Annotated in this window: 10 protein-coding genes, 2 pseudogenes and 1 other annotated feature (1 of these 13 cut by a window edge); of the genes and pseudogenes, 10 read left to right on the top strand and 2 right to left on the bottom strand. The window is 46.2% G+C overall.

What is annotated here, in order from left to right:
- Positions 1–8: 8 nt before the first annotated feature.
- The 4 genes from nirD (at position 9) to nasC (ending at position 6,127) form a co-directional block, all read left to right on the top strand.
- Positions 9–344, top strand: a complete 336-nt coding sequence (gene nirD, locus AC58P7_RS19260) for a nitrite reductase small subunit NirD (RefSeq protein ID WP_497345652.1) — start codon at positions 9–11, stop codon at positions 342–344.
- A 19-nt stretch (positions 345–363) separates the two neighbouring features.
- Positions 364–1,539 carry an MFS transporter gene (locus AC58P7_RS19265; RefSeq protein ID WP_497345654.1) on the top strand — a complete coding sequence of 392 codons (1,176 nt, stop codon included), beginning with the start codon at positions 364–366 and terminating at the stop codon, positions 1,537–1,539.
- 66 nt (positions 1,540–1,605) lie between these two features.
- Positions 1,606–3,987, top strand: coding sequence for a nitrite reductase large subunit NirB (nirB, locus tag AC58P7_RS19270; protein ID WP_497345656.1), 2,382 nt, complete (start codon positions 1,606–1,608; stop codon positions 3,985–3,987).
- Between the two features lie 4 nt (positions 3,988–3,991).
- Positions 3,992–6,127, top strand: a complete 2,136-nt coding sequence (nasC, locus tag AC58P7_RS19275) for an assimilatory nitrate reductase catalytic subunit NasC (RefSeq protein ID WP_497345658.1) — start codon at positions 3,992–3,994, stop codon at positions 6,125–6,127.
- Positions 6,128–6,175: 48 nt separating this feature from the next.
- Here nasC and AC58P7_RS19280 read toward each other — a convergent pair whose 3' ends face one another.
- A complete protein-coding gene (locus AC58P7_RS19280) occupies positions 6,176–7,213 on the bottom strand; it encodes a YheC/YheD family endospore coat-associated protein (RefSeq protein WP_497345660.1) in 1,038 nt (345 codons plus the stop codon).
- A gap of 208 nt (positions 7,214–7,421) precedes the next feature.
- Here AC58P7_RS19280 and AC58P7_RS19285 point away from each other — a divergent pair, with 208 nt between their 5' ends.
- The 5 genes and pseudogenes from AC58P7_RS19285 to AC58P7_RS19305 all read left to right on the top strand — a co-directional run bounded on the left by AC58P7_RS19285 (position 7,422) and on the right by AC58P7_RS19305 (position 11,044).
- Positions 7,422–8,999: a hypothetical protein gene (locus AC58P7_RS19285; protein ID WP_497345662.1), complete on the top strand. Its 1,578-nt coding sequence runs from the start codon at positions 7,422–7,424 to the stop codon at positions 8,997–8,999.
- Between the two features lie 173 nt (positions 9,000–9,172).
- Positions 9,173–9,343 (top strand): annotated as a pseudogene (locus AC58P7_RS19290) (ATP-binding protein); the annotation flags it as partial.
- A gap of 94 nt (positions 9,344–9,437) precedes the next feature.
- A pseudogene (locus AC58P7_RS19295) lies at positions 9,438–10,301 on the top strand (M15 family metallopeptidase).
- 13 nt (positions 10,302–10,314) lie between these two features.
- Positions 10,315–10,470 (top strand): hypothetical protein, encoded by a 156-nt coding sequence (locus tag AC58P7_RS19300; RefSeq protein ID WP_497345664.1) that lies wholly within the window; start codon positions 10,315–10,317, stop codon positions 10,468–10,470.
- Positions 10,471–10,513: 43 nt separating this feature from the next.
- Positions 10,514–11,044 carry a hypothetical protein gene (locus AC58P7_RS19305; RefSeq protein WP_497345666.1) on the top strand — a complete coding sequence of 177 codons (531 nt, stop codon included), beginning with the start codon at positions 10,514–10,516 and terminating at the stop codon, positions 11,042–11,044.
- 5 nt (positions 11,045–11,049) lie between these two features.
- Here the strand turns inward: AC58P7_RS19305 and AC58P7_RS19310 are convergent, their stop codons facing one another.
- Entirely contained in the window at positions 11,050–12,216 is a 1,167-nt protein-coding gene (locus tag AC58P7_RS19310; protein WP_497345668.1) for a stalk domain-containing protein, read from the bottom strand.
- A 141-nt stretch (positions 12,217–12,357) separates the two neighbouring features.
- On the opposite strand from AC58P7_RS19310, the gene AC58P7_RS19315 reads away from it, so the two are divergent.
- Positions 12,358–12,666 (top strand): hypothetical protein, encoded by a 309-nt coding sequence (locus AC58P7_RS19315; protein ID WP_497345670.1) that lies wholly within the window; start codon positions 12,358–12,360, stop codon positions 12,664–12,666.
- Positions 12,667–12,842: 176 nt separating this feature from the next.
- Positions 12,843–12,886 (top strand) — a binding site (T-box leader); it runs 222 nt beyond the window's last position.

The raw sequence follows: 12,886 nt of genomic DNA on the forward strand, positions 1-12,886 counted from the left end.
TGATGCATATGAAACGGGTACACATTGGCCATATTTCAGAAATTGCTGTAAAAAGATCGCGTGTTGTACGCATTGGCGACTTAGAAATTGCCGTGTTCAAGCTATCAGACGGAGTCATCAAAGCCATTGAAAATCGCTGCCCGCACAAAGCGGGTAAGCTTTCTGAAGGCATTGTGTGTGATCATCATGTATTTTGTCCCCTGCATGATTGGAAAATAGATCTGCACAACGGACTCGTTCAAGCGCCAGATGATGGATGCGTTGCGAAATTCGAGGTAGAGATAGAGGATGCGAGCGGAGAGATGTATTTGCATATTTCAGAAGAAAGTATCCTGGCATCTTAGTAAGGGGGAGTACCGAATCATGCGACATAATGGATCAGGACTTGCTTTAGGATTATCTACATTAGCCATGATGGCATGCTTCGTGATCTGGAGCGTTTTTTCACCGATTGCTGGTCAAATCCAGGAATTGTTTCAGTTAAGCACCATTCAAAAAAGTCTGCTAATCGCAACGCCAGTTCTGCTGGGTTCGATTCTGCGAATCCCGATGGGAATTTATACAGATCGCTTCGGCGGTAAACGCGTGTTTGCAATTACAATGCTGTTTCTAACGATTCCGTTGCTGCTCGCCGGATACGTGCATACGTATTGGATGCTGCTGCTTTGCGCTCTATTTATTGGGATGGCGGGAACGACTTTCGCCATTTCCCTTACTTATGTATCGAGATGGTTTCCACCTGAGAGGCAGGGTCTTGTACTTGGATTAGCTGGACTTGGTAACTTAGGCGGTGCGGCTGCGAACTTTTCATTGCCTTTCGTATTTAATCATTACGGTTTCCAGTGGGTGTTCTGGAGCCTGGCGATCATGATCGTGATTGTGACAGCCATCTTTTGGATCGGAACCAAGGATTTACCTTCTCCAGCCCAAAGAAAGACCTTCAAACAATCAATGGTTGTGTTAAAGGATCAATCAACGTGGTATTTATCATTTTTTTATTTTCTAACTTTCGGTGGTTTCGTTGCATTTGGCGCATACATGCCGACATTTCTCAAGGATTTATTTCATTTGACGGCTACAGATGCAGGACTGAAAACGGCAGGATTTGTTGTCATTGCTACGCTCATTCGTCCGTTAGGCGGCTATATGGCCGATCGCATAGGTTCACGCCGTGTACTCGTGGTAGTATTCACAGGCATGATTATCACTTCGATTGCATTGTCGGCGTCGTTGCACCAATTCACATCCTTTAGTGTGTGTATTCTGGTGGCTGCAGCCTTGCTTGGCGTAGGGAACGGAGCAGTATTCAAAATGGTTCCAGAAGTTTCGTCCGGGAATACGGGAGCAGTCACAGGAATTGTAGGTGCAGCAGGCGGTTTAGGCGGCTTTTTCCCGCCTATCGTATTAGGGATTGTGAAAGATTTGTCAGGTGCTTATACGTTGGGCTTCGTCTTGCTTATGGTATTCGCCTGCGCTTGTCTTTGGATGAATCTTGCAACCAGACGTATGGTGATGAACAAACAAAGCACAATGGCATAAACCATCGAGGAAATTACGAATACGAACAACGGAACTTCAGCATGGGAATGTGGAGGTCAATGAGTTATGGGTAAACAGAAACTTGTCTTAATAGGTAACGGTATGGCCGGCGTTCGCTGTGTAGAAGAAATTCTAGCACTTGCGCCAGATCGTTTCGAAATCACAATATTCGGCAGTGAGCCGCATCCCAATTATAATCGCATCATGTTATCGAAGGTGCTTCAGGGCAGTACAACGGTGAATGATATTACCATTAATGATTGGCAGTGGTATCAAGATAAAGGGATTACGCTTTATGCCGGGGACTCCGTGATTAGCATTGATACCGCTAAACGCAAAGTAGTGAGCGAAAAGGGGCGGACCGTTGACTACGATCAATTGATTCTTGCCACAGGTTCATTGCCGTTCATGCTTCCCTTGCCAGGTGCAGATAAACCGGGTGTGACGGCATTCCGCGATATTAATGATTGCAATAAAATGGTGGAGGCTTCCAAATCATATAAGAAAGCTGTTGTCATCGGCGGCGGCCTACTCGGATTAGAGGCGGCTCGCGGCTTGCTTAATCTGGGGATGGAAGTCCATGTCGTTCATATATTCAACTATTTGATGGAGCGCCAACTGAGTCCGACCTCAGCAGGCATGCTGCGTAAAGAGTTGGAGAAGCAAGGGATGAAATTTCTGCTTGAGAAGCAGACCGAGAAAATAATCGGTAAAAAACGAGTTGAAGGACTTCTATTTAAAGATGGAAGCAAAGTAGAGGCAGATCTGATCGTCATTGCGGTCGGTGTACGCCCGAACATTAAGCTTGCGGCAGACAGCGGTATTGAGACGAATCGTGCGATCATGGTCAATGATTACATGGAAACGAATGTGCCAGGGGTTTATGCGGTCGGGGAATGTGCCGAGCATCGCAATATGGTATATGGTCTTGTTGCTCCCTTGTATGAGCAAGGCAAAGTACTGGCGAAGAAAATATGCGGGATGGAGACCGAAGGTTACGAAGGGTCGATTCTGTACTCACAATTAAAAGTATCGGGCGTAGAAGTATTCTCTGCTGGAGAAATTCGTGATTCCGAGATTACGACTTCACTTAAAGTGATAGATGGCATCAAAAACACCTATAAGAAGATCGCTGTGCGTGATAACAAAATCGTAGGTGCCGTCCTTTTCGGCGATAGCAGTGAGGGCAACAAGCTGCTCGGCTATATTAAACAACAGGCGGATGTATCCGTATTGGAGGAAGTAGCGGCAGCCGGAGGCGGAGCAGATGAAGCTTATGCGGCTTCGCTACCTCTTACAGCGACCGTGTGCTCCTGCAACGGTGTAACGAAGGGTGGCATCCTCGATGCGGTCCGTGACAACGGATGCGCAACCGTTGAGGATGTTCGCGCCTGCACGCGGGCATCAAGCACTTGCGGTGGCTGCAAGCCGCTCGTCTCGGCGATGCTGCAACTAGCCTTGCAGAGCAAGGATGCGCCGGCAGCGCCGAAGGAAACCGTGTGCGGCTGTACGACGCACAGCCATGACGAGCTGCGCGACGCTGTGCGCGGAGCAAGATTTGAGACGGCGCACGAAGCGATGAGCGCGCTGGGTTGGAACAAGGCGGACGGCTGCGCAGTGTGCCGTCCGGCCTTGCAGTATTACATCGGCCAGACGCTAGGTGCAATGGCCGACACAGTTCGTGCTGAATCTGCTGGGGCAGATTCAGCAGCGAGCATGCTCGCCGATGGCACATACGCCATCACGCCGCGCATGTACGGTGGCGTCACAAGCGCCGAACAATTAAGACTTCTTGCAGATGTGATAGATAAGTATCACATTCCTTTAGTGAAGCTAACAGGCGGGGCGCATCTGGATCTGCTCGGCATTGAAGCAGGGCAAGTTAACTCTATCGGTGCTGAGATCGGACAGTCAGTATCGACTGCACCAAGCTATGGTAGAATAATACAATCAGTTTCCACGTGCTCAGGCATTAGTTACGATCGAAGTGCTCTTAAAGATTCGATTGGTTTGGGCGTAATTCTCGAGCGTCGATTGGAAAGGCTGCAAATGCCAGCACAAGTAAGTGTTGCTGTTTCCGCAAGTCCGTTGCACCGTGCAGGTACGCTTACTAAAGATCTAGGTCTTGTAGGTGTTCCGGGTGGTTGGGAAATCTATGTAGGAGGCAGTGGCGGAACGAAGCTTCGTCAAGCCGAGTTACTTTGTATGGAGCCAATAGAAGAGACGGCCCTAGAGCTATCTACTGCATTCTTGCAATGGTATCGGGAAGAAGCGAATTATGGAGAAACAACGGGGCAATGGGTTGAACGCAAAGGTATTACACTGCTTCGAGAAGGACTATTTGATCTCGTGTTACGTACGGAGCTAATTGCAAGAATGAACGTAGAAATGATGTTTACGGAACAGCAGCAAGTAAATCCGCAGCCTACAGCTGCATTGGCAAGGTGAGCTTATGAGTCCATTCGTTGAGCAAGAACAAGCAGTTACTGGTTCTTTACATGTGATAGATACGCAATGCCCTTTCTGTAGTGTGCAGTGCAAAATGCAGGTGATCGAAGATAAGAGTAATACTGACGGACGGTCCGTATATTCCATTGTTCCAAAACCAAATTTGGCTTCAGAAGGGCGCCTCTGTATCAAGGGGATGAACGCTTACCAGCATGTGCTTACCGGTGAACGTCTTCTTCATCCGATGGTGAAAAGGAATGGTCAGTTTGAACGTATTTCATGGGAAGATGCGTATGAACTTATCACAAGTAAGTTTAACGCACTCCGTGAGGAATATGGCAACCACACGGTGGGTCTGTATGGGGGCGGTTCGCTAACGAATGAATCTGCCTATTTACTAGGTAAATTCGCTCGTGTAGCGCTACAAACGAAGTATATTGATTATAACGGAAGATTTTGTATGTCGGCGGCGGCATCAGCGGGTGTCAAAGTATTTGGGATCGATCGTGGGTTAACGAACCAATTATCGGACATTGAATTAGCCGACTGTATCGTACTGGCGGGAACGAATATAGCAGAGTGCCAACCGACGCTCATGCCTTATTTTACAAGAGCAAAAGAGAAGGGTGCCTTCATCATTGCCATCGATCCGCGGGAAACCGGCACAACACGTATCGCGGATATTCATTTACGAGTAAAGCCCGGGATGGATGCGACTTTGGCAAATGGCATGCTCAAGGTTCTGCTTGAGGATGGATTGATCGATGTAGCTTTCGTAGCGGAACGGACTACGGGATTTGCTGAATTGAAGGTACATCTAGATTCACTCGAAATGAGTGAGATTGCTGAATTAACAGGCGTGCCAGCCCAGTTGATTCGTCAAGCAGCACTAAGCTATGGCGAAGCGGCTACAGGTATGGTGTTCACCGCAAGAGGGGTTGAACAGCAGACAGATGGACATATGGCGGTTCGGAATTTCCTAAATCTTGTGCTGCTGACTGGTAAAATCGGTAAGCCTGGCTGCGGTTACGGCGCTGTTACAGGGCAAGGGAACGGACAGGGTGGAAGAGAACATGGTCAAAAAGCGGACCAACTTCCAGGCTATCGCCTCATTGAAAATCCGGAGGATCGTGCCTACATCGCGAATGTATGGGGAATCGATCCTAATGAGCTGCCTGGCAAGGGTGTTTCTGCCTACGAAATGATGGAGAAGGTTCACGAACAGGAGATACGTGCGCTATTCGTCATGGGCTCAAATCCACTCGTGTCGAACCCGAATGCCAACTTCGTTGAAGAAGGGTTGAAAAAGCTTGATTTCCTCGTCGTTGCAGACTTCTTGATCTCTGAAACGGCGCAGCTAGCTGATCTGATTTTGCCGGTTTCCGCGTATCTGGAGAACGCGGGAACGTTGACAAACCTCGAAGGACGTGTCCTTCTAAGAGAAGCAGGTCGTCCTGCGCCTGGTGAAGCCAAGCATGATTGGCAGGTTCTTTGTGAGCTAGCTGAGAAGCTGGGTAGAGGTCAATTCTTTCCATTTACAGATGTCGAAGATATCTTCAACGAGCTCCGCCTAGCTAGTCGTGGAGGAACGGCAGACTACTATGGCATTACCTATGATCGTTTGCGGAAAGAAGAAGGCGTCTACTGGCCTTGTCCAGAGGAAGAGCATCCAGGTGCTAAACGCTTATTCGAAGCCTCATTTCCACTTCCAGAGGGAAGGGCGCTGCTGACTGCCGTGCAGAATCATTTGCCCAAAGAACAGGTCAGTGCGGATTACCCGCTATATCTAACCACGGGTCGAGTACTCACGCAATATTTAACAGGTGTGCAAACCCGAAAAAGTCCTTCGTTAGCCGCTCGGGATGTGGAATCCTTCGTGGAGATCCATCCGAACACAGCGAAAAAATACCACATCGAAGAAGGCACTCTCGTGAAGCTGACGTCCATACGCGGCGAAATCTATGTGCGTAGCCGTTTCAGTACAGCTATCCGCGAAGACACAGTGTTTGTGCCTATGCATTGGAGCGATACGCAGAACGTCAACAAGTTGACGAATGACGCGCTCGATCCAACCTGCAAAATGCCTGGCTTCAAGGTATGCGCGGTACAAGTGAGTCCGTTAGTCTCGGAATATGTTTAACTTAATGAAACCGATCTCGTCGAGCTTAATTCGATGCGATCGGTTTTTTTATGATTGAGAAAGATAATAAGCATACTCCATGGGTCTACGATAAATCAGATTTTTATGTTTAAAACCCTTAAGATCCTTGTATATCGTTTTTTGGGGCTTTCCATTTAACTCAATAATCCATAGCTTACTTTCTTCGTCTAATACAAAATCCACACTCAGTTCTCCCAATGAACCCATAAGAGTTTCTGCTTCATGTGCGGCCATAACACTTACATCATTCAGAGATTGTAGGATTTCGTTCGTTTTTTCAGGCGAAAATAGTCGCGGGAGAATTTCTGCTACATCATAAACGTGTTCACACATACTCGTGTTAAAGTAACCCTCGTATGCCACTCTACAAGTGATAGTGGAAATCATCCATTCACCAAGAAGACCCTTTTGAACAAGGACCCGGATATCAAAATATTGACGATCGAGTTGACGCATACGAATTCCTTGCTGGACAAAGTATTCCTTAAGTCCGAGAAGTTCATCTAACTTTTCCTGAATGTTTTCATTTTCCCTGCAAATAACTCTTGGAGCTAAGCTGTGCAAGGAAATGTGAATATCTTCATTATCCATACGTTCAATTCGATAGACAGACGCCCCTTTAGATCCATAAATAGGCTTAATAAAGAGAAGTTTATGTTTGTCTAATAGTTCTGATATTTTAACTTCATTATATTGGAATGAGTCGGGTACAATTTGCGAAAGATTTGATTGTTGTAGTTGGTTGTAGAGATCCCATTTATTAAAATGATTAATAGTATTGAAACACTTATGCTTTCCTATTATTTTCTCCAGGTGTTGAATGGTAATTGCTTCTTTGTTGAAACAACGATTATAGACGACACGAGGGAAAGGGAACAATCGTTGTATCCATTTGCCGTTTTTCAGGCTAAGTCCAATAATACGTTGTTTTTTCCAACGTATATCTGCTGGAGTGAAAGTGTAAAGACTCAGGTTTTGATTTTGATAACGTTGACAAATATCCAAAATTCTTTTTCTACTATTCCTATTAGTTACCATAATACCTATTAAAGGGCGCTTGTCCATTTTTATCACTCCCTGGCCATCAATCCATCTTAATAAATAATGCTAGCGCGGTCATTTTGGTATGGGACAATCACATAATAGAACTAAGTTTTGTTCAATTTTTAGCTTTATTTTCCACTTTTATTAAATTGTTAGGCATTTACTGTGTCTATCTATTTAGGCTTTTAATATGATGAAATACGTTTGAAAATAGGGAGATGAGAATAGTATGGGGAAAAGTAATTGTCCCCCAGGACCTCCAGGACCAGAAGGACCAAGAGGGCCTCAAGGCCCTGCGGGGACACCGGGGCCTGCAGGTGCAGCGGGAGCAACCGGACCATCAGGACCAACTGGAGCTGTAGGAGCAACTGGAGCTGTAGGAGCAACTGGACCAGCAGGAGCTACGGGAGCAACGGGACCAGAGGGACCGAGAGGTCATAAAGGGAAAGAAGGGCCAGAAGGACCGCGAGGTCACAAAGGGCCTGAAGGAGCAGAAGGACCGCGAGGTCACCAAGGGCCAGAAGGGCCAGAAGGTCCGCGAGGTCACCAAGGGGCAGAGGGACAACAGGGACCAGAAGGACCTATGGGACCTATGGGACCAAGAGGAACAACAGGAACAGCAGGACCAGTAGGACCTATGGGACCTATGGGACCTGCAGGAACAGCGGGTGCAGCGGGTGCAACAGGAGCTACAGGTGCAGGAGCTACAGGATCAACGGGAGCAACGGGAACAGCGGGTGCGGCAGGACCAACAGGAGCAACAGGACCAGCGGGTGGTCCACCTGGACCAACAGGACCAGAGGGAGCAACGGGGACAGCAGGTACGGCAGGAGCAACCGGACCAACAGGTCCAGCGGGTGCAACGGGGACAGTGGGTGCAGCAGGGCCAACCGGACCAACAGGATCAGCGGGTGCAACAGGAGCTACGGGAGAAGGAGCAACAGGAGCTACAGGAGTTACGGGATCAACGGGAGCAACCGGACCAGCGGGTGGTCCACCGGGACCAACAGGACCAGAGGGAGCAACCGGACCAACAGGTCCAGCGGGAGCAACGGGGACAGCAGGTGCGGCAGGACCAACCGGACCAACAGGTCCAGCGGGTGCAACGGGGACAGCAGGTGCGGCAGGACCAACCGGACCAACAGGTCCAGCGGGTGCAACGGGGACAGCAGGTGCAGCAGGGCCAACCGGATTAACCGGATCAGCGGGTGCAACAGGATCAACGGGAGCTACGGGAGTAACCGGAGCTACAGGACCAGCGGGTGCTGGAGGATTAATTCCATTTTCAACGGGTATCATCCTCAGTGGTGCTACAGTCGTATCAGCTGCTCCAATTTTAATGGGTTTTGGTAATCGCACGGTTGAAGTTATTAATGGTTCTGGAGAATCAACTATGCCACCAGAAGCAGGTGGTTTTGCATTCCCTATTCCCTTTGCGGGAACCGTTCAAAATTTACAAATAAGCGCAGATTTATTGGTTGCTTCAGTGGCTTTTATAAATGTGACACCTCTTGTATATGATTTTACAGTTTTCAAAGCACCATCATCTCCTAATAATGGGATTAGTCATCTTGCTTCACTTTACGTGACAACTCCGCTGACTAGCTCACTTACTTTTGGAGGTCCTGGTAATACGGTTACTGCCAGTACTTTCTATACAGCAACCAATATAAATCTCGGATCATTAGGTGTGGTTGCGGGTGATCGTATTGGTATTCGTATAAGGACGAATGTAGCGTCTAATCCCTCAGCAGCTGATATTACCCAACTCTCGTTTAGCGCCAGTCTATCTTATACTCCTTTTTAAAAATAATGTAGCCGCAAATAATGTAAGACTCTGTTAGGCTTAAGAATTTTCCCGAAAAAGCTGCCACTTGCAGCTTTTTTTTACTTCGTCCAGGCAGAGCTGTTTTTTTCTGAATCGGTTATAATAGGAATGAATTGTAAACAAAAGAACAACAAGTTGTTTTCATACAGGAGCCTCATCTCTTTGAAATGTTTTATACGGGTGACCAAGCTCGAACGCATCAAGGCGGGAGTACAGGACTTGGCTTATTCATCGCGAAGAATATTGTGGAGCAACACAAGGGAACGATTACCGTGCAAAGTAATGTGATCCGTACACTTTTCGAAGTTAGATTACCGATCTGAAAAAAATTTAAGAAAAATATTATATTTGTCCCACTTCTTTTTTTAAAAGTTTTCTTTATCCTAAATGCAAGTAAGGGTTAGGAGGAAACAGAGGATGAAGAAGTGGTTTTTTTGGCTTGTCATACTAACGCTGCTTGGCTATGAGGCTATTCAGCAGCATTCAGATGTCGTTCAAAATGATGTAGGGAAAGAAGACGATATAGCTTATGAGGTGACTTCCCCAGGAAAGAGTTTGGCGATAAATGTGACCAAAGATCAGATTTACTAAGGAAATCTTGTCTTAATTAATAAGGACTATCCGGTTCATCAAGGAGGAAGCCAATCGGATGTGGTCAATCTTTTTCAACATAAAGAATTGGTAAAAGGATTTGGGCTACTGGATAATACAATTCGCTTATCTCAAAGTGTGGTACAACCATTTACAGTGATGATCGGGGCCGCTGAAAAAGCTGGAGTTCGACATTTTATGATTAACAGTGGATACCGAGACAGTAAAGAGCAAAGTCAGCTTTATAAAGAAATGGGTTCAGATTATGCATTACCGGCTGGTCACAGTGAACATAACCTAGGTTTAGCCCTAGATATTGGCTCTACACAAGGTGAGATAAGTCAAGCACCAGAAGGTAGTTGGTTAATCAAGAACGCGTCCAACTACGGGTTTGTTTTACGCTACCCCAAGGACAAAACGTCCATCACGGGCATCCAGTACGAACCCTGGCATTTTCGCTATGTGGGTTTACCGCATAGTGTGATTATGCAGCAGAAGAATTTAACGTTGGAGCAATATTTAGATTACTTGAAGCAACAGAAGACTATTTCGACTAGTGTTAATGGGAAGAAGTACGAGATTTTTTATTATTCAATTTCGCAAACGAAGACGATTCAAGTGCCAGCAAATCGTTCCTATTACTTGACAGGAAATAATATGGATGGCGTCATTATGACCTTGATTCTATGAAGTGCAGCTTACGATGGGAAGCTTTGATGTGGATGATCTTATTCTCAATACGTTTGGCGGCATGCTTGGCTATGGTGCGTTCATGTTGTATAGAATGGTAAAAGGACAGTTTGCCACAGCAAACTATCCGAATGGCTGTGAAGATCTCGAATATGGTACTATAATTTGAGATCTTCACAAAATTTGCAATGAAATGTCGGGGCGGTTCATGTATGGAGTCTGAACAACAAAGAGCGAAGGAACTATTTACCCTGTATCGAGGCAGCACGCTTCTGATGCATCGAGAAGGGGCTTACAATGAATATAAGACCTATGAGGTGGCTAAGGATACTGAAATGCAATGGGTTCAAGAAATGATAGATCGCTATACCAGTGAACTTTCCATTCTAGATTGGGAAGCACTTAACAGTTTGGCCCCCATAGCCAGAGACTTTAAAGATGTTCGTGTGTTAACGAATGTCGTGAGTTTCGCTTCAAAGCATATTAAGAGCGCAGATAGTTTGGTTAAACTCATGTATGCCGAATCGATTATTACTATTCTTACCTGTGTAAAGGGAGTCATTCCAAAAGAAGTACTGTACGAAACCTTGCAAACGACAAAGCGAATTCTCGATGATGTTATATTAAATCCGTTGATTTTAGATCCAGGACATGATTTGAAATCCTCCAACTTGAAGGACAAAAAGTCACTCAATCTGAGAGCTAATAAAAGCATAGAGCAGTTAAAAAGCTTTCTGACATAGCTCCGTTATTTTTCAATCGGACCGGTATCCACGACTTCGAAATCGCTGCCTTTCAGTTTACCAAGTTTATGTAAATCATCGTCGTCCCATTTCGGATCCGGCGCTCCGCTCACGTAGAGATCACTGCCGTTGTCTGCGACGATCATGCCGTATTTTTTCATCGCACGAAGGATCGCTTGATTGGTGGCAGAGTAACTGGATATGTCAAAATCGTCACGCAGCCGCAGCCGAAGTCCCATCGGTGGAAGATTCGGATCCGTACTATTCGAGGCAAAATGAGTAGCTGGAGCTACGAATCCACGTTGTGTCTTTCGTACGGTGAAACGCAGCGCGTGGTTGATTTCACCTGATCTCGCTTCTTCGAAACGGACCAGTCCAGGGAAGATAGGTAAGCCGGCTGCGTCAGCGGATGTCCAATATTTGGTCCTCAACGCATTTGAATTCAAATCCCACTTGGCGCCATTTGAAGCTTTCCAGCCTTCAGAGGTAGCGTGTGCGTTGTACAATTCGTACAGCATGTGATTGTCTTTATCGACAACGATCACATGACGATCACCATCACTATCCGGACCGCCTTCAATCGGTGCATTCTCTGGTATCGGATAGGGGCCTGGATCACTTTCATCGCCGTAGTCTGTAAACGTTACGTTTACTTTCGGTTGGTTGCCGCTTACGATCGCGTAAGGAATCCCTATGGGGGCTCCTTGCCACTCGGTACCGAAATCAGCATGTAGGCTGGTATTAAAGCCAATAGCCTCGATAAACTGTTGCGAGTTCTGGTGAACTGGAAAGTTAGAAATGTCGGTATTCCAAGGATTATCCTTTGGAAAAACTTGCAAAGCTGACGATGCAGGTGTTACATTCTCTTCCTCTTCGGATGGAACTGGCATCTGTTGGGGCTTGTCTCCTACAAAAATAGAGCTTGTCGCATTATCCCAACCTACCGGTTTTCCTAATGATTCTGTCAGAAAACGAAGCGGCACATACGTAGTATCCTTGTAAATAAACCCTTGTAGATCTTGGGGTGGCTGCTTTTTTTCCCCATCGAAATAGTACTGCAACTTACGAAAATACACGTCGATACCGACCGGATCGTTCGCCGCGTAGGAAAGCCCTGAGAAAAACAAGGCGCCGCATACGAAACCAACTGTACCTGATTTCCATTTACCCATTAGTCATCCACGCTCCATTTATCTCGTTGGCATTCTTCGTCATTTGGCCTATCATAAGACTATTCGAAGGTTGCACCCCGATTTATGTCGTTTTCTGTCAAATTTGAAGGCATACAAAACATTTAATATGGAGGAAGTTCAATGAGTCAACGTTATCGCATTACGAGGGCCTATCAACAAAACGATCCATCGGCACAAACCATTTCTTTGGAAGAGTGCAAACAATATTTTAGGGCGAAACCTGATTTTACCTACACGTCCGTATTTACAGTGACAGGCGCTACCAGCATGTCTATTGAGGGTGATTTTTTCATGTGGAGTTATGGTGATTTCCAGATCCCTTTCAGGCATTACCAGGGGGATATTTACGTTTCGGGCACACATGAAGCTGTCATTCCCAAGATGCTGGAGGTTGCAAGTGAGTTAGTTGCCGATGTCGAGGAAGGGTAATTTGGTAGTGCTATGAATTCATGGATTCAGACGGCTCGTAAAATGGCCACAACCAACCCATTAACTAATATTTTCATGCCAATTGAGTAAAGAGGAAGGTCAAACAAGCCCAATTAACAAATTTTCAAAAATTATTGTTTACGTTCCCGCAGTTATTTGATAATATAATCGCAATAACAAATGCGTTGAAGAGAAGAGTAAATAAATGAAATCTTTCACA

Source organism: Paenibacillus sp. J22FR5 (assembly GCF_059691975.1).